Annotated in this window: 14 protein-coding genes, 1 tRNA gene and 2 pseudogenes; 4 read left to right on the plus strand and 13 right to left on the minus strand. The window is 60.0% G+C overall.

Going from position 1 to position 16,324, the window contains the following annotated elements:
* Positions 1 to 40 precede the first annotated feature (40 nt).
* Positions 41 to 556: a TIGR00645 family protein gene (locus tag NKH59_RS10915; protein ID WP_352542061.1), complete on the minus strand. Its 516-nt coding sequence runs from the start codon at positions 554 to 556 to the stop codon at positions 41 to 43.
* A 239-nt stretch (positions 557 to 795) separates the two neighbouring features.
* Positions 796 to 2,961 carry an OmpA family protein gene (locus NKH59_RS33490; RefSeq protein ID WP_502908689.1) on the minus strand — a complete coding sequence of 722 codons (2,166 nt, stop codon included), beginning with the start codon at positions 2,959 to 2,961 and terminating at the stop codon, positions 796 to 798.
* A 235-nt stretch (positions 2,962 to 3,196) separates the two neighbouring features.
* On the opposite strand from NKH59_RS33490, the gene NKH59_RS10930 reads away from it, so the two are divergent.
* Entirely contained in the window at positions 3,197 to 3,643 is a 447-nt protein-coding gene (locus tag NKH59_RS10930; RefSeq protein ID WP_353021934.1) for a YcgN family cysteine cluster protein, read from the plus strand.
* A 225-nt stretch (positions 3,644 to 3,868) separates the two neighbouring features.
* Complete coding sequence (locus tag NKH59_RS10935; protein WP_352637442.1) at positions 3,869 to 4,228, plus strand: hypothetical protein; 360 nt, start codon at positions 3,869 to 3,871, stop codon at positions 4,226 to 4,228.
* Positions 4,229 to 4,360: 132 nt separating this feature from the next.
* Here the strand turns inward: NKH59_RS10935 and NKH59_RS10940 are convergent, their stop codons facing one another.
* Complete coding sequence (locus NKH59_RS10940; protein ID WP_352472400.1) at positions 4,361 to 5,071, minus strand: SIMPL domain-containing protein; 711 nt, start codon at positions 5,069 to 5,071, stop codon at positions 4,361 to 4,363.
* A gap of 184 nt (positions 5,072 to 5,255) precedes the next feature.
* Here NKH59_RS10940 and NKH59_RS10945 point away from each other — a divergent pair.
* Positions 5,256 to 5,331: transfer RNA gene (locus NKH59_RS10945), tRNA-Ile, on the plus strand.
* Between the two features lie 21 nt (positions 5,332 to 5,352).
* Here NKH59_RS10945 and NKH59_RS10950 read toward each other — a convergent pair.
* From NKH59_RS10950 to NKH59_RS10965, 4 genes are all read right to left on the minus strand, one after another.
* A complete protein-coding gene (locus NKH59_RS10950; RefSeq protein WP_352523364.1) occupies positions 5,353 to 6,570 on the minus strand; it encodes a tyrosine-type recombinase/integrase in 1,218 nt (405 codons plus the stop codon).
* A gap of 670 nt (positions 6,571 to 7,240) precedes the next feature.
* The gene (locus NKH59_RS10955) at positions 7,241 to 8,554 is read right to left on the minus strand and encodes an HlyD family type I secretion periplasmic adaptor subunit (RefSeq protein ID WP_353021787.1); all 1,314 of its coding nucleotides are present in this window, start codon (positions 8,552 to 8,554) and stop codon (positions 7,241 to 7,243) included.
* Positions 8,532 to 10,304, minus strand: a complete 1,773-nt coding sequence (locus tag NKH59_RS10960) for a type I secretion system permease/ATPase (protein ID WP_352491525.1) — start codon at positions 10,302 to 10,304, stop codon at positions 8,532 to 8,534. Before NKH59_RS10960 ends, NKH59_RS10955 begins: the two co-directional genes overlap by 23 nt.
* Before the next feature lie 385 nt (positions 10,305 to 10,689).
* Positions 10,690 to 11,481, minus strand: a complete 792-nt coding sequence (locus NKH59_RS10965; protein WP_352491483.1) for a M10 family metallopeptidase C-terminal domain-containing protein — start codon at positions 11,479 to 11,481, stop codon at positions 10,690 to 10,692.
* 556 nt (positions 11,482 to 12,037) lie between these two features.
* Between NKH59_RS10965 and NKH59_RS10970 the strand changes: the two genes are divergently transcribed.
* The gene (locus tag NKH59_RS10970) at positions 12,038 to 12,271 is read left to right on the plus strand and encodes a hypothetical protein (RefSeq protein WP_353021789.1); all 234 of its coding nucleotides are present in this window, start codon (positions 12,038 to 12,040) and stop codon (positions 12,269 to 12,271) included.
* 111 nt (positions 12,272 to 12,382) lie between these two features.
* On the opposite strand, the pseudogene NKH59_RS10975 reads toward NKH59_RS10970, so the two are convergent.
* The 6 genes and pseudogenes from NKH59_RS10975 to nodS form a co-directional block, all read right to left on the minus strand.
* A pseudogene (locus NKH59_RS10975) lies at positions 12,383 to 12,645 on the minus strand (hypothetical protein); the annotation flags it as partial.
* A gap of 8 nt (positions 12,646 to 12,653) precedes the next feature.
* On the minus strand, positions 12,654 to 13,616 hold the full coding sequence (locus NKH59_RS10980) for a LysR family transcriptional regulator (RefSeq protein ID WP_352516375.1): 963 nt from the start codon (positions 13,614 to 13,616) through the stop codon (positions 12,654 to 12,656).
* A 67-nt stretch (positions 13,617 to 13,683) separates the two neighbouring features.
* Positions 13,684 to 14,472, minus strand: coding sequence for an ABC transporter permease (locus NKH59_RS10985; RefSeq protein ID WP_352450738.1), 789 nt, complete (start codon positions 14,470 to 14,472; stop codon positions 13,684 to 13,686).
* 3 nt (positions 14,473 to 14,475) lie between these two features.
* On the minus strand, positions 14,476 to 15,387 hold the full coding sequence (gene nodI, locus NKH59_RS10990) for a nodulation factor ABC transporter ATP-binding protein NodI (RefSeq protein WP_023719311.1): 912 nt from the start codon (positions 15,385 to 15,387) through the stop codon (positions 14,476 to 14,478).
* A 43-nt stretch (positions 15,388 to 15,430) separates the two neighbouring features.
* A pseudogene (locus NKH59_RS10995) lies at positions 15,431 to 15,676 on the minus strand (carbamoyltransferase N-terminal domain-containing protein); the annotation flags it as partial.
* Between the two features lie 35 nt (positions 15,677 to 15,711).
* Positions 15,712 to 16,308, minus strand: coding sequence for a nodulation methyltransferase NodS (gene nodS / locus NKH59_RS11000; RefSeq protein WP_352466712.1), 597 nt, complete (start codon positions 16,306 to 16,308; stop codon positions 15,712 to 15,714).
* Positions 16,309 to 16,324: the final 16 nt, after the last annotated feature.

Here is a 16,324-nt window from a genome sequence, read left to right on the forward strand (position 1 = left end):
CTGACAGGCATATCTCTTAAAGACCGGCACAGACGTGTGCTCAGTCTTCGGCTTTCTTGGCTTTGCCAAGACCCATCAGCCGGTCGATATAGGCAAGCATCAGTGCCGACAGAACGAAGGCCAGATGAATGATGGTCAGCCACATCAGCTGGTCGGTCGTGTAGGAGACCGAGTTCAGGAACACCTGCAAGAGGTGGATCGAGGAGATCGCTACGATTGTCGAGGCGACCTTGACCTTCAGCGAGCCGACATCGATCGTGCCCAGCCAATGCACCTTGCCGTCATTTTCATCGAAGCGGCTGACGAAGTTTTCGTAACCCGAGATGATCACCATCACCACCAGTGAGGCGACCAGCGCGGCATCGATGAGGCCGAGTATTTTCAGGATGGTGTCGGTGTCATCGAGCGTGAAGGCGAGGGAGACGAACTCGAACAGCTTGTTGCCGAAGGACACGGCATAAATTGCAAGTGCCGCACCCAGTCCGAGATAGAAGGCGACGAGCAGCCAGCGCGAGGCGAGAATGATCGATTCGATGGCGAGTTCGAGGCGCTTCATGCGGCGATTCGGGCTCCATTGTCGGAGTGCCGTATTTCGGGCAGGCTGCGGCGGTTTGCAAGGTTTCAAAAAAACGAAACCCCGCCGGGGAGGGGAACCGGCGGGGCTCGTGTGTCCCGCTGGAGTCGGGACAGGGCAGGGAACGCCCTTTCCAGAATCTGGGATGGGTAACCGCGCGTTTCAAGATTGATGACCGCGCGATTCAATGGTTGATCAAATCGCGCGGTTCACATTGCGGTTTATTGGGCGCTGGCCACAGGCGCTACCAGGGGTGTAATCCGGCGGATGGCGACGCGGCGGTTCTCGCGGTTGGGTCCCGACGTGTTGACCTTGAGATACTCCTCGCCATAGCCCTGCGTCGTCAGGTTCTCCGGCGGGATGCCAAAGGCGTTGGTCAAGGCTTCGGCGACCGCCTCGGCGCGGCGGTCGGACAGAGCAAGGTTCGCTTCCGGTGTGCCGACAGCGTCGGTATGGCCCTCGATCAGGAAGCTCTCGGCCGGGTTTTTCTTCAGCAGCTTGTCCATGGCGTTGGCAACACCCTCCAGCTTCTGGACCTCGGTGTCGGAAATCGAGGCCGAACCGAATTCGAAGTTGAGCGTGTCGAGGTCGATGCGGCGGGCGATGTCGCGCACGCGGGCCGAGCGCTTGACCTCGTCGATCGAATAGAGGCGCTGGACCCTCTCGACCGGCGGCCGTTCGAGGAAGGTGTAGTAGTCGTCCGGATCCTCGACCTCTTCGGAATCCAGAATGTATTCCTCTTGCGGGATGGTAAGGCGCATCGGCGGCAGGTCGTCGCCCGGGTCGCGCCAGTCTGCATCGTCGTCATAGTTCCGCTCGTCGACATAGCTCAGCACATATTCGCGGCCGTCGGGCGCGATGCGTGAACGCTGGATGACGTCGCCGTAGCGATTGCGGATGGTGACGATCCGGACACCATTGTCACGCTCGACTATTTCCCGGGTGCGATCGCCCGACAGGTCCTCGTAATAGACATTCCTGGCGCCGCGGTGCATGCGCGGTGCATCGCTGCTTTCGACGAACGTCTGGTTGTTGAACTGCAGGATAACGCGGTCGCCGAATTCCCTGACGACGTTGGCACCCTGGGGGCGCGGACGACGACGAACATCCTCGATGTCCGGCGCACGCTCGACGCGCTTGCCTTTTTCCTCGGTCACCGGAACGATTTTTTCAGGCTTGATCTCCCGCTGGGCTGCCCGGTCGTCGGTGGGTGGCGGCCCCTGATCGACCGGAGCCGGCTTCGGGGCTTCCACCTGGTTCTCGCCCTGCTGGGCGGGCTGGTTGCCCTGCTGCTTACCGGCATTTTGGCCGCGCTCCTTGCCACCCTTGCGCTTGCGCAAGACATCCTTCTGGCTGTCCAGAACAGGTGCCTCGTTCGGATTGGCCTGGGCTTCACCCTGGACCGGATTTTCCCCCTGGACCGGCGCGGCCTGGCCAGTCGAAGGCTGTTCGCCGGTCGAGGGCTGTTGCTCTCCTGTCACCGGCTGTTCGCCGACAGGCCTCTTGCCACGTTTCTTGATCTTGTCCTGGGGCTGTTCGCCCGGGACGGGAGCGGCCTGCTGCTCGGTCGGAGCCGGTTGGGCCTGTGGGGTCGCTTCCTTATTGGTCGGCGCCGGCTGGCCTTCCGCCTCCGTGGCGGGTCCGGTCAATTCAGCAGGCTTCTTGCGCTTGCCCGGCTTTTGTCCGGGCTCGACAGTCGGAGCCTGTTCTGCCGGGGCAGCCTCGATCTGCTGGTTCTGTTTTTGCTTCTTCTTGCGCGGATTGACGTTGGGCTGGTTGTCGTTTGCCGGCGCTGCCTGCTCGGCCGGTTGTTCCGATGGGGCCGCTTCGATCTGCTGCTGATTGCGCCGCTTCTTGCGGGGCTGCTCGGTCTCGGCCGGAGCGATCTGCTCGGCCGGAGCGGATTCTGTTTGCTGCTGCTGATTGCGCCGCTTCTTGCGGGGTTGCTCGGACTCGGCTGGAGCGATCTGCTCGGCCGGAGCGGATTCTGTTTGCTGCTGCTGATTGCGCCGCTTCTTGCGGGGTTGCTCGGACTCGGCTGGAGCGATCTGCTCGGCCGGAGCGGATTCTGTTTGCTGCTGCTGATTGCGCCGCTTCTTGCGGGGTTGCTCGGACTCGGCCGGAGCCGCCTGCTCGGCCGGAGCGGATTCCGTTTGCTGCTGCTGGTCGCGCTTCTTCTTTCTGGGCTGCTCTGCCTGCTGGCTCTGCGCGCAGGCCTCCGCCGACTCGCCCTCGGCGCAACTCGATTGCACTGGGATGAGCGGCGCTGCTGTGCGTTGCACGGGGCCGAGTGCGGCATTGCCTTGCAGCGGGAACGCGCCTAGCGGCGCGGACGCCATCAACAGGCCAAGCGCCGTGCCTGCCAGAATCCGTGGTTGGCGTTTCATCATAAACACTCCTTGTGGCGTCCCATCCCTGCCCAAACTTTCAGCAACCATGTTTGGTTCCTGTTTGTAGGTTCTAGCTGTGGCACAGGGCGATTGACCGGCGTTTTGAAGGCGACTTCATGTCATTCGTATGGTCCTGGCGTATGTTCCGGCGTATGGTCCCGGCGTATCGTTCGGACGAGGGTGCACGGTTGCCGTGCTTGACCTTGAAGCGTCCGGGGGCCACATGCCGACGATGGAAAAGCCGTTCTGGAAGACCAAGACGCTCGAGGCGATGACCCCGGCCGAGTGGGAATCACTCTGCGACGGTTGTGGCAAGTGCTGCCTGTCCAAACTCGAAGACGAGGATACCGGAGAGATCTACTGGACCAGCGTCGGCTGCCAGCTGTTCGACGCTGGAAGCTGCCGCTGCTCCGACTATGCCAACCGGCTGGCGCGTGTTCCGGATTGCGTCGGGCTGACGCCGCAGAACGTGCGCACCATCAGCTGGCTGCCCAAGACCTGCGCTTACCGGCTGGTGGCCGAGGGCCGCGATCTCTATTGGTGGCACAGGCTGGTGTCGGGAAGCGACGAGACCGTGCACGAGGCCGGCATCTCGATGCGCGGCCGGGTCAGCGCCAGCGAGACCGACCTTGCCGAGCCGGACGACTATTTCGACCATATGCTCGCGGACGAGCCTTAGGATTTCCTGCGGTAACGAAGACCGGGAACCATGGCAAAAGGGTACGTTCCCCATCTGCCCTGCATAGAACGGTTCCAGAAACGGACAGACTAACGGCTGGCCCATTCTTGCCGCATGAACGGGGGATGAATGGCCGGTTCGCAAAAAATTCAGACAGGCGGGTGCATTCTCCTCGCATAGGTTTGACGAAAACGGGTGGAAACCCTCAAACAAGGAGAGAAGACAATGTTCAATACCATCAAGACGGTTGCTCTTTCGGCACTTGTCGGCCTTGGCACGCTTGCTGCCATCCCCGCTCATGCTGACAGCATCTATCTCGGCTTCGGCAACAACCAGGATCCGCGCGTCGGCGTCTATACCGGCGACGAAGATGATGGTTACTATCGCGAACACCGCCGTCATGGCGGCTGGCGCCGGTCCTGTTCGCCGGAGCGTGCCATTGACAAGGCCGAACGCATGGGCCTGCACCGCGCCCGCATCATCGACATCAACCGCCGCACGGTCAAGGTCGCCGGCCGCCAGTATGGCGACCGCGTCGTAATCGTATTCGCCAACGAGCGCGGCTGTCCGATCATCTATCGCTAAGGTCTTCGGGCTTGCGGCCGGCTGACTTGCAGCCGGTAGAGTAGCGGAGCCCTTTCCGCCAGGACGGAAAGCGCGGCTCAAAAAACCCCGGAGGATCGATCCTCCGGGGTTTTTTCATGCTGCAAGCGATGATCATTTCAATTCGAAAGTCACCGTCACCTGTGCGGTATAGGAATTCTCGCCGGCTTGCACCGGGACCGACGCGCCGGCGGCATCGAATGCCTTGGCGTTGATCGGCATCGGCGGTGGTGCGAAATTCTGGTCGGTGATTTCCAGGACCCGGCCGATGCCGACGCCGGCCGCTTCGGCCAGCGTCTTGGCCTTGGCCATGGCATTGGCGACGGCCTTCTTGCGCGCCTCGGTGACGGCTGCCGCCGGATCGTCGTTGGAGAAGGAGATGCCGCCGCCCTGGTTGACGCCGAGCGACACCGCCTTGTCGAGAATGTCGCCGGTCTTGTCGATGTCGCGGACGCGCACCGAAAGCGTGTTGGTCACCTGATAGGCGACAAGCTCGGCCTCCTGGCTGCCGTCGGGCTTGTTGGTGTAGTTATAACGCGGATTGATCTGGATGCCCGCTGTCTGCAGGTCGCGCTCCTTGATGCCGGACGATTTCATGGCAGCGATCACCGCGGCCATGGCGTCGTTATTGGCATCGAGCGCTGCACGTGCCGTCTTGGCTTCGCGCATGACGCTGAGCGTCAGCAGAGCCAGATCGGGTGCTATCGCCGCCTCGCCTTCACCGGTGACGACGATACGCGGCGGCGGTGGCGAATCGGCGGCGGCCGCGATCGCCGGAAATGCGATTGCGGCGGCAATCGCCAGGGGCAAAATACGTCTGGTCATGAAATCTCCTCGATCTGGGATCCCAAGACAGCCGAGTGTTGGCCGGCGTCCAATGGGCGACGTGCAATAGGTTATCAATATGGGCTGATTTGGGCGATCCCTGCCAGCCCCCTTGGAACGCCTGCTCGGAAAGCCCTCGGAAAGCCTTGTGCGGTTCAGGGAAAAACACTAATCCAGCGCCGTGGGGCCTGTAGCTCAATGGTTAGAGCCGGCGGCTCATAACCGCTTGGTTGGGGGTTCGAGTCCCTCCGGGCCCACCATTGGCTTTTGTGGCCGTTGACTTAATTGGATTTTTTGGCGATTTTTGTCCCACCTCTTTCAACCCCCTCAGAAAGTGGGACAATTTTGTTCTCTTTTCGATCGATAACCAGCAGGTATTTCGCCGCTCTCGCTACCTTCCGGCGACGCGCTTTCTTGATGTAGTGGTCGGGCTGCTGGTACGTAGTCCACCCATATATCGCCTTCAGCTGCTCGTGCGTCGCGCCGTTCTCAGCGGCGATCGTCGCGCCGGCCTTGCGAATTCCATGAGCACTGCAGTGCGGCAGCTCAGCTTGATCACACCACTGGCGCATCTTGTTGCCCAGACCGTTCTCCGAGAACGGGCGACCATACTCATTGACCAGGAAGGTCATCTGGTCGGAGGGCGTGTGCTCAAGTTCCGCCTCTAGTTCGGGCAGAAGCGGGAGCTCCACCAACACCGCATCCTTGTTACGACTGGTCTTCCCAGGCTTAATTCTGATCCACTTCTCCCACTGCTCGGTCTCCTCGTTGTAGACGAGCGTGATGTGCTGTCGACCGAAGATCGCGACGTCGGACAACCGCAGGCCAGTAAACATGAAGATCGAGAGCGCACGTCTGGCTGCGGTACCCAGCGGATGCCGCTTCTCATATTGAACGATCTCCGACACGTCCCATGGGTGCCAGCCGTCGCCGCTCTTTAGCCGTCTGATGCCGCGGGCGGGATTGGAGTCGACGCCCGGAATCTCTGTGTCCTTTGCCCACTCAAACATCGCGCTGATGGCTTTTACGATATTGTTTGCCGCGCCAAGGGCGTCGAGCCTGGTGTCCCTGATCTCCTTAACATGAGACCGTTTCATACCGGCGAATGGCAGAGATCCCTTGGTGGGATACTGAGGATCCGGGTCACCTTCGAGGGGATGAGGTAATTCGCATACGCGCTCCAGAATTGCTCGTCGGCGCGCCATAGTGTCTTGGGTGATTTCCGTGCCGCCCCGACGGTAATACTCCTGGCAAAGCCACAGCAACGTGCCTTTCTTCGCTGGCTCGGAAGGCTTGGGGAGGCGCCGGCAAATCTCGGGAAGAGTGCCGGGCCGAACATAAGTGACCTCGGCGCGCGCGCACCGCAGTTCCTCGAGGAACTCGTCGCTGCCGGTCGGTTCACGGAGCCGGACCTTCTTCCGACCCGGTGCGCGAAAATAGTACCGATCATTGCCGTGGCGATCAGTGTCCTTCACTACGCCCTTAAGATCGACCTTCACGGGCTCATCCGTCATGTTCGTGGTTTTCGATCCCAAGGATTGTCTAGTGGCGGCGAATCTTCGTCAAGCTTTGGTGCTCCTCCGATTTGGCGGTGAGGGAGCTTTCGAAACGCCAATACAAGTTCCTCGACGTCCCAAACAATGCGCCCCTTGCTCGGCATTCGTGGCTGCGGCATCCGGCCGTCCTGGACCATTTCATCAAAGGTCGTTGAGCTTACGCCGATGAACGTCGCAGCCTGCTCGCGATTGATTCCTACCGGCGGGAGCGAGGGCGGCAAGACGCTCGGGGTGCGCAGCATCGGTTTAGTGCGTTGAAAGCGCGTCTTTGGCGCCTGCCTGTCTTTCTATGCACCTGTCCGAATATTGCAGACGCTCAATCATTTCCTGGCCCTGTGCTTGCAGGCTCACCCTAGGTCTCCAGACCTAGGATCGCTCAAGACACCGGACTCTTTTCCAGCCTTTGTGTACGATGATGGGTATCTTAATGCGCTCGAGGCCAAGAACTGAATGGTCGGCGACTTGGAAGGGCAAAATGACCGCGGAACCACGAATCTGAGTCAGAGGCGGAATCCAACTGAGGAAAGCATGGCTGTGTTTTCAAACGGTTATGACTCTCATGCGTGCGTAACAACCAACAAGAATACAAACAAAATATTTCTGTGGATTACTTTCATTCCTCATGGAATGCGCGACTGATTTGGTCCGACAGCGGCTTCACAAAATAAGAAAGCGCCGTACGCTCGCCCGTCTGGATCATCGCTTCGGCCGGCATGCCGGGCACGAGCGTCAGGTCCTTGAGCTTCGTCAGTTCCGCATGCGGAACTGACAGACGCACCAGGTAATACGAAACGCCGTTTTTTTCGTCCGTCGCCAGATCGGCTGCGATCCGGCTGACATATCCGTTCAATACCGGCGTGGTCCTCAGATTGAAGGCTGACATCCGCAGCACGGCCTTGTGACCAAGCTGGATTTGGTCGATGTCCTTCGGGGTGATTCGTGCTTCAAGCGCAAGATCGTCGCCTTCCGGCACGATTAGCATAATCGGATCGGCGGGCGTGATCACTCCTCCGACCGTATGAACTGCGAGTTGTTGAATGGCGCCTGACTGCGGCGCGACAATATCGATCCGTCGCAGTTCCTGTTCAGCCGCCACCTTGCGCTCAACATACTCCCCAACCTGCGCCTGAACCTCTCTGAGCTCCTGGCCGACTTCCATCTTGAAATCCGGATCGATCTGCAGGATCTGGAGGCGCGTTTCGGCTATGCGGGCTGCCGTCTGTGCCTGATGTGCAATCTTCTCACCGCGTTCGCCGCCGAAAGTGGCAACCTGCGTCTTCAGGCTGTTCAAGCGTTGGTCCGAGACAATGCCTTGGTCGCGCAGCCCACTCAGGGCAGCAATTTCCTTTTGGAGAATCTCGGTGCTTTTCTCAGAAGCGATTTCCTGCGCCTTGAGCCCCTCGATCTCGTGCTCATATTGAGTGATGCGTTCCGCTAGCTGCGCCTGCCTCCCGTCGCGGGATTGTCTGCGGAATTCGAACAGCCGCGTCTCGCCATGTACTGCCGAAGCTACGTCCGGAACATCTCTGCGGGCGAGCAGCCAGTCCGGGAAGGCGATCTCCGCCAGATCGTCACGCTCAGCTTCGAGTCGTGCCAGGTTGGCGGCCAGCTCATCGAGCCGCTTGGTGACTACAGCGAGAGTGGCGCGCGTCTGGGTGGCGTCGAGCCGCATGAGGATGTCGCCGGCTTTTACTTTATCACCTTCGCTCACCAGGATTTCTCCCACCACCCCGCCGGTCGGGTGCTGCACCTTCTTCACATAGGAATCGACGACAAAGTGTCCGGACGCGACAACCGCACCGGAGAGATTCGTGAAGGCCGCCCAGGCTCCGGCTCCTCCAGCAAAGATCACGCTCGCCAGAAGGCCCGCCACCAGGTGCCGGCGAATGGAGCTGGAAACGTCATTATTCTGATGAATGCCGGCCACCGGGATCCTCCATGTCAGCGCGCTCTCCCACGTTATCCTGTGTAGACTCGATGGCCTTGACGCCAGCGCCTGGTGCCATCGCTGCCCTCTTCAAGACTTTGGAAAGCGCTTCATCACGCGCACCGAATGCTCGCTGCCGTCCACCTTCCATGACCAACACAAAATCCACGGCGCGGATGGCGCTCGGCCGATGGGCGACGACAACCGCAATGCCCTTGCGCCCGCGCACGGAGGCGATCGCCTTGACGACCGCAGCCTCGCCTTCCGCATCGAGATTGGCATTGGGTTCATCCAGCACAACAAGGAAAGGGTCTCGATAAAGAGCACGGGCAAGACCGATACGCTGGCGCTGCCCGGCGGAAAGTGCCGATCCGGCCTCACCAATCGGAGTTTCGTAGCCGTGCTCAAATCGGAGGATCAGTTCGTGCGTGCCCGCTGCTTTCGCCGCGGTGACAATAGCCTCAGGGTCAGGATTATCTTCAAAACGAGCGATGTTTTCGGCAATGGTGCCGTCGAACAGTTCAACACCTTGCGGCAAATAGCCGATATGACGGCCTAGCGCTTCCCGGTCCCATTGATCGAGGCTTGCGCTGTCGATGCGAACCTTTCCGGCGACCGGCGTCCATGCGCCGACGATGGCGCGCGAGAGTGTCGACTTGCCCGAACCCGATGCACCGATGATCCCGAGTGCGCTTCCCGCCTGAACGGCAAACGCAAGGCCGGTCACGGTCGGCTTCCTTTCGCCGGGCGGAACGATTGTCACGCCTTCGAGGCGGAGTTCGCGTTCAGGTGCAGGCATTGGCATAACAGGAGCGGTTTCAGGAACCTTTCCCAGGAGGTCCTCCAGCCGCGCCCAACCCTGGCGCGCCATGAGGAAGGGTTTCCAGCTTGAAATGGCCAGATCGACCGGAGCCAGCGCGCGCCCCATCATGATCGAACTGGCAATCATGACCCCGGCCGTAGCCTCCTGCCTGATGACAAGGTACGCGCCGACGGCAAGAATGGCCGATTGCAGCAGCACGCGCAACGACTTTGCAATGCCACCCAGCCCACCTGCCACGTCCCCAGCTTTCCGGTTGGCGGCCAGATACTCGGCATTGGCCTTGTGCCATCGGGCAGCGATCCGCTTTCCGAGACCGAGAGCTTGCACGACCTCGGCATTGCAACGCGCTGCTTGCAGTAGGCCATTGCGCACCATGTCGTGGGCAATGGTCTCGCGTATCGGCCGTTGCGAGAGAGTGTTGGTAAGAAGTGTCAGAGATGTGAGACCGATCGCCCCGATAAGTGCCGTCATGCCGATCCAGAAATGAAGGAGGAAGCAAATGGCAAGATAAAGCAGCATCCATGGCAGATCGAAGAACGCTGTCGGACCGTTTCCACCTAAGAATCCGCGAATATTGTCGAGGTCGCGAAGCGGCTGCAAGCCGTCGCCCGGCATGCGCGTTAAAAGCGGAAGGCGAACGATCGCATCGTGAACGCGTCCGGAAAACTGTTCATCGAAACGCTCGCCAATCCGCAGCAGCACGCGGGCGCGCAAAACGTCGAGCAGGCATTGGAACGCATAAAGCCCTGCAGCAAGCACGACGAGCCCCACTAGCGTCGATACGCTGCCACTTGCCAGAACGCGGTCGTAGACCTGAAGCATGAACAGCGGCGAGATCAGCGCAAGCACGTTGACCACGCCGCTGATCAACAGAATTCCCCAAATAGCTGAAGTCAGAGGGAAAGGTCTCAAAGCTGAATCCTTCAAGGAATGGTTACTCACGTAGGTCTCCGTGAGGATCTGGCGACCCAGTCCCTATATTGCTCCCCGAGCGGCAACCGACTCGCTGATTCAGGATCAGTGCTCCCGCCGAATATGTTTGGTTTGGCATCTAATGGAGCGGGTCAACAACAACACCGTCCGGCTGAAGGTTTGGAAGGGCAACGTCATCGTGGCCGGCCGCAAGGGCCCGAACAGGCTTCCGCCTCCACGCGTTCAGGGAGATTTCGGTGTACGACCAGCGCGACGTGCAGGGCTTCGTCAAGCTGTACACGCTGCGACTGCTCCCGGGCGCCCCGGCCCATCGCAAGTAGCGGAGACGGAAAGCGCCCGCCCAGGGGGGCGGGGCGCTGTTCCGTATGGGTTTTCTGGATCAAACGAAGGTGAAGTCCGACGCGGTCAGGCCTAGGTCGGCCACGGTGACCACACCGCCCAGGTGGGCGAACTCATGCCCGTTGTTCTCGGCGGTGACATAGGCCAGAGTTGCGACTCTGTCGCTGTAGCTGCTTTGGTAGACAATGATGTCGCCGGCGTGCTCGCCGGAGATCGCACTCGCGGCTTCAGAAGCAGAGTTGAAAGATTCGCCAGTGATCACCACGACGTGTTCGCCGTTCGCACCCGAGGCCGCACCACTGTAGAAGCTGCTCACCGGGTAGCCGGACTGTATGCTGGCGTTGTTGACGAAGTTCGCGCCAAAACCGTCGTTGTAGAGGCCCACCGCGTCGAAGGCGAACTTGTCCTCCGCCGGGTTGAAATCGGTGATAGTGGTAATGTCCGACTTCGACCCGACAACCCCAGGCACCGGATTGTGGAACTGGAACACGAACGTGTCATTGTCGGTGCCCCCGGTCAACGTATCCTGGCCGTCACCCACGTAGAGGACATCCTGGCCGGGACCGCCGCTGAGCCTGTCATTGTCCTCACCGGAGATGCGCGCGTTGAAGCGGCCGTTGTCGCCGGAGAGATCGTCCCAGCCATCTCCGCCGAAGATGCGGTCGTTACCCTCGCCGCCAATGGCTCGGTCACTCCCCTGGCCAGCCGAGATCTCGTCGTTGCCGGCACGACCGTCAATCCAGTCATTGCCCTGGAAACCCTCCATCCAATCTTCAAGCTCGGTGCCGAGGAGTGTTTCGGAACCCGGGCCACCCTCGATAATCTTTGCCATCGAAAATACTCCTAATGATGCACCCTGCCTGACGCGTTCATATTCCTCATCGGATAATTAGAAAAATCGATTGCTTGGATAGACACGCATTTACGAAATGGATGCACTCACGTTCACTTCGCCGTTCTGCTGAGCAGTTGCGGGCTCGTTAGCGGCGGGGACGCTGGTCGCCCAAGCAATCGATCTGAAGATTCGACACTCAAACCACCAGGACAACACTTCGTAACGGGGCCGTCCTAGTTCGGCCCCAAACTTCTCTCTGTTTGCTCGACGCCGGCATACCCGCACCGTAAGCGCTGGACGAGGACAAGTTCCGCTGGCCGCGGGTGGAGAACGGCGTGACCCGGCTTGCCGCGCCGAACTGATGGCGCTCGTCGAAGGCATGGACTGGCGCGTTTGAGCCGAACGGAGACGGCGTCCGACGTCGGCCGGATAGGCCGTGGCGAAGTAACTCAGGCGCAAAAGGCGGGCCTCAGGCCGTGCAAAATAAGCTCCTGTCGGCGTCAGTGACGAGAAGCGCTCGGCCCGTCCCCACGAAATCGATCCGCTCAAGGCGATGTTCGTCGCCATGGCGGCGGAGAAGGCCGAACTGCAACAACTCCGGAGCGAAACACTCAAGGCCGAGATCGTCCGGATGGCGACACTCAACGAGCGTGCCCAGGAGAGGATCGCCGACCTTCATGGGATCGTCAAGCAGATGGAGCGCGCCGCTTCGGTCGCAGCTCCGAGAAGCTCGAACGTGCCCAGCAGGCCTTCGCCTTCGAAATCAGACCGGGCTCGGCGCGATTGAGTCCGAGCTCGAGGCCGCAAGACCGACAGGCGAGCCGCGACGTGCTGCGCGACCGCGCAAGGCGTTCCCGGCGCATCTGGAGCGGGTCGAGATCGTCATCTAGCCCGAGCCATGGGGGAAGAAGCGCTCCCGCAACCAATCGTCCAGTCCGTCAAACGCGGTCGGCCGCACAGGCTTGCGAAACGGAACAGTCCCGCCCTCGCTTAGATACCGAGGCACCGTGTTGCGAGCGCACCCGAATTCGTTCGCCCGTCGGTTCCCCAGCCAAGCTCATGCAGCGGCAGCATCGCTGCCACCTCTTCAAGCTGAAGGATCTGCTCTCCCTGCATCGTTCTCGACAATGCAGGAATCGCCCAATCCCAATCGCCATCCATGCCTCCTCTCATAACCGAGGGGTCGTCGGCCGACAACTGAGACGTCCGGTGCTCTTAGGCGGGGTAATCATACGAGATGCCTCCTGCAACATCATTTCCCGCATCCATAGGCTTGCCGGATCATTATTGTGAAGCGCAGGCCATTGGACGGCCTCCGTGAATGCGGCAGGAAGTGGCGGCGGAAGTTCGACAATCCGCAGGGGTGTTAATTTTGCGAAATGCTGCGCCAGCCGTAAGGGCATTGTCCCAATGCGGTTGGTGCCTGATAGAAGGGGCGGGATCATGCTAAAGCCCTGTACGACGACCTCGATACGTCTCTCGAAACCGTTCTCGAGCAAATACCATTCCTCGATGGAGGGCTGCCGGGTGTCCCCGAATTTAAGCACAACCTGCCCCATCGACAAGTATCGGTCGAATGTAAGTGGCTCTGACAGCTGCTTGTTCGTGCCGCAGCCTACGCATACGAGCATATCTTCGAACAGGGCTGCGCGAGGATGTTTCGACATGAATACTTCCGGCATAATCAGAAAATCAACGTCGCCGCGCCGGAGAAGCTCCTCGGGGTCGTCGGAAATAAGCAGACATTCGAAGCGGACGGCGGGAGCTTCCCGCGCAGCACGCTTTACGATCTTCTTAAAAAATACGAGCGTGAGGTAATCGGAAAGGATGATGCGGAAGCGACGATCCGATCGGGCCGGGTTAAAGGCGTCCCAGGAAATAATCGACAGCTGGATGTGCAGCAATGCCTCCCGGACTGCTGTGGCGAGCCCCTCCGCGCGCGGTGTCAAAATGAGTTCGCGGCCGTTCATCGTAAATAGCTCATCGCTGAAATAGGCGCGTAACCGACCGACGGCGGCGCTCATGGCCGGCTGACTCAGGTTAATACTGCGGGCCGCGGCGGTGACTTTACGCTCCCTGATCAAAGCGTCCAGCACAACCAGGAGATTTAGATCGAGTCCCTTAAAACGCATGTATTGACCTATCCGACGCGTGGATGGGTATCGCCCAAAGAATCAATTTTACGAATGGTGAGTAGCGTCAACGCATCAGCCGACGACGAAATAGAGCAACCGATAGGAAGAACGGCAAAACCGTGTATATGCAAAGCGCGCCGATATGCAGGCCCATGCTGCCGGCCGGACGGCCAAGCATCGCCGGACGAATGAGGTCAATTGCATGTGCGAGCGGCAACAAGGAGGCGACGTCCTGAAAAGCGCCGGGCAATTGGTTGACCGGAAACATCGCGCCGCAAAGGAACAGCATGGGTGTTATAACAAGCGTATTATAAAATATGAAATATTCATAACTGGGCGCAAGCGCCGTGACGACCATCGCTAGACTCGCGAAGGCGAGGCCACTGAGAGCGATGACTGGCAGCAAGCAGAGGATGGATGGCCACGATGTGTAGCCGAGCGTGGTGGCAACAATAGTGATTGCTGTGCCCGCCATCAGGGCCTTGGTGGCTGCCCACGCCAATTCGCCGAGTAAGATATCGCCGAGCGTCAGCTGAGTGCATAGCATTCCTTCCCAGGTGCGCTGGTTGTCCATGCGGCCGAAACTCCCGTAAACCGTTTCAGCAGTCGCCGATGCCATCGCGCTTGTGGCAACCATGCCAGCCGCGAGAAACGCAATGTACGAAGTGCCCTCAACAGGACCTATCATTGTTCCGATGCCAAAGCCGAGACCGAACAGATAGATCATCGGATCGGCGAGGTTGCCGAGAACCGATGCAAGCCCGATTTTCTTCCATCCAAGATAGTTGCGGCGCCAAACCGCGACCCAATTCCACGCATTGGCGGGCATGGCCGCCGCATAACGTTCGCCCATTGTTCAGTCCTCCATCTCGCGCCCGGTTAGCCGCAAGAACACATCCTCGAGATTGGGGGGACGCTGCAGAAGGCGCAGACCGGCGCGCCCGCGTAGCTGCACCAGCACCTGCTCCGGATCGGGTGCATAGCAAAAAAGCGTCTCACCGCTCACCTCGATGCGCTGTGCGTACGGCCGGATCAGCGCACCCAGTTCATGCGGATTGCCGCCGTAGACCTCGACCACGTCACAGCCGATCTGCTCGTCAATGAGTGCGGACGGGCGGCCTTCGGCGATCTTGCGCCCCTCCTCCATAACGCACAGCCGATCGCACAGCCGCTCGGCCTCTTCCATGAAATGGGTAGTCAAAAGAATAGTCTTGCCCCGCGCCAGCAGCGATCGCAGCCGTTCCCAGATCAGGTGGCGGGCCTGCGGATCGAGGCCGGTGGTCGGCTCGTCCATCACCAGCAAGTGCGGGTCATTGATCAGCGCACGCGCGAGCGTCAGGCGCCGCTTCATGCCGCCGGACAGTTCGGCGACGCGCGCATCCGCTTTGTTCTCGAGGCGGGCGAACTCAAGCAGCGACGGTATGACCGCTTCGATCTGGCGTCTGCTCATCCGGAAGTAGCGCCCGAACACCAACAGGTTCTCGCGTACAGTGAACGCGGTATCAAGATTGTCGAACTGCGGGACCACGCCGATGCGCATACGTGCCAAACGCGCGCGCGCCGGCACTGGAGCGCCGAGCACAGTAATCTTCCCCGCATCAGGCGATGTCATGCCGAGGACCATACGCGCAATCGTGCTTTTGCCCGCACCGTTCGGTCCCAAGAGCCCGAAGCATTCCCCCGCCGCAACGCGAAACGACAGTCTGTCGACAACGAGCTTGTCATAAGTTTTGCTTACGTCAGTAAGATCGATCGCTACCATGGACATGGGTTCATTTTACCGAGAGGGACGCCAAGACTGGCGGTTGCTTGGTTGCCTGCCGGACCTGAAACTGTGACTCGTCTTCGCCATCCCAGCCGTCGATAACGAACTGATCGACATCACAAGGATTTAGCCCCTGTTCCGCCAAAGCGGCGACAATTACGTCGAGATTATCGATGGTTTGATAACGCGGATTGTTGTGCCACTTTTCCTGCTCAACGCAGAAGACGAGCCGTCCATCCTCGACAAGGGCGATCGCCCCATCATGGGTCAGCTTGGTACCACAGATGCGCATAGTGTCTCCACGTTAACGGCGATAGATTCGATTCATCAGGAAGCGGAAAGCGGGTTCCGGAAACGGACGAGCAAGCAGTCTTCGTTGACCGACTCGCCCCGACACTCAAGACGCTCTACCTCGATCAACGTTTCGTTCAGCATGGCGATGACCGGCTCAGCACCAGCGGCGTGACCCCAGCGACGGCAATTAGCATCCCTTGCCGATCCGAAGATCAGATGCCCGCCTGGCGCAAGCACCCGCACCAGGTTTTTGACGGCCGCGCGCATCTCGGCTATGTCTTCGAGGTAGTATAGGACCTCCGCCACAACGATCAGGTCAAACAACTCGTCGGTCGAAAACTGTTGAACATCGGAGACTATCCAGTTGATGCGCGACGGCTCCTTTATCCGTTGACGTGCTCGAGCAATCGCTTGCGCCACGACATCGATGACGGTGAGCCCTTGGCAGTAGGGGGCTAGTTTTTCCGTGAATGCGCCGGCAGCGCACCCGACTTCGAGGGCATTTGTAATGGAGCCTTGGGCAAGCGCCAGCTGGAGCATTTCCGTGTGGCGCTCCCGCTCGAACGGATTGCCGTCGAGGCGCCACGGATCGTCTGCGGCCAATTCCCGATCGAGCAACTGATGATTCATGTTCTGGGTCAAACTC

The organism is Mesorhizobium sp. M0998 (assembly GCF_040318885.1).
In the GTDB taxonomy this organism is placed as follows: domain Bacteria; phylum Pseudomonadota; class Alphaproteobacteria; order Rhizobiales; family Rhizobiaceae; genus Mesorhizobium.

What these genes read in the sequence shown, in the direction of transcription:
- NKH59_RS10915 (WP_352542061.1), bottom strand. Translation starts at nt 556, where the DNA reads ATGAAGCGCCTCGAACTCGCCATCGAATCGATCATTCTCGCCTCGCGC.
- NKH59_RS33490 (WP_502908689.1), bottom strand. Translation starts at nt 2,961, where the DNA reads ATGAAACGCCAACCACGGATTCTGGCAGGCACGGCGCTTGGCCTGTTG.
- NKH59_RS10930 (WP_353021934.1), top strand. Translation starts at nt 3,197, where the DNA reads ATGGAAAAGCCGTTCTGGAAGACCAAGACGCTCGAGGCGATGACCCCG.
- NKH59_RS10935 (WP_352637442.1), top strand. Translation starts at nt 3,869, where the DNA reads ATGTTCAATACCATCAAGACGGTTGCTCTTTCGGCACTTGTCGGCCTT.
- NKH59_RS10940 (WP_352472400.1), bottom strand. Translation starts at nt 5,071, where the DNA reads ATGACCAGACGTATTTTGCCCCTGGCGATTGCCGCCGCAATCGCATTT.
- NKH59_RS10965 (WP_352491483.1), bottom strand. Translation starts at nt 11,481, where the DNA reads ATGGCAAAGATTATCGAGGGTGGCCCGGGTTCCGAAACACTCCTCGGC.
- NKH59_RS10970 (WP_353021789.1), top strand. Translation starts at nt 12,038, where the DNA reads ATGTTCGTCGCCATGGCGGCGGAGAAGGCCGAACTGCAACAACTCCGG.
- NKH59_RS10980 (WP_352516375.1), bottom strand. Translation starts at nt 13,616, where the DNA reads ATGCGTTTTAAGGGACTCGATCTAAATCTCCTGGTTGTGCTGGACGCT.
- NKH59_RS10985 (WP_352450738.1), bottom strand. Translation starts at nt 14,472, where the DNA reads ATGGGCGAACGTTATGCGGCGGCCATGCCCGCCAATGCGTGGAATTGG.
- nodI (WP_023719311.1), bottom strand. Translation starts at nt 15,387, where the DNA reads ATGTCCATGGTAGCGATCGATCTTACTGACGTAAGCAAAACTTATGAC.
- nodS (WP_352466712.1), bottom strand. Translation starts at nt 16,308, where the DNA reads ATGAATCATCAGTTGCTCGATCGGGAATTGGCCGCAGACGATCCGTGG.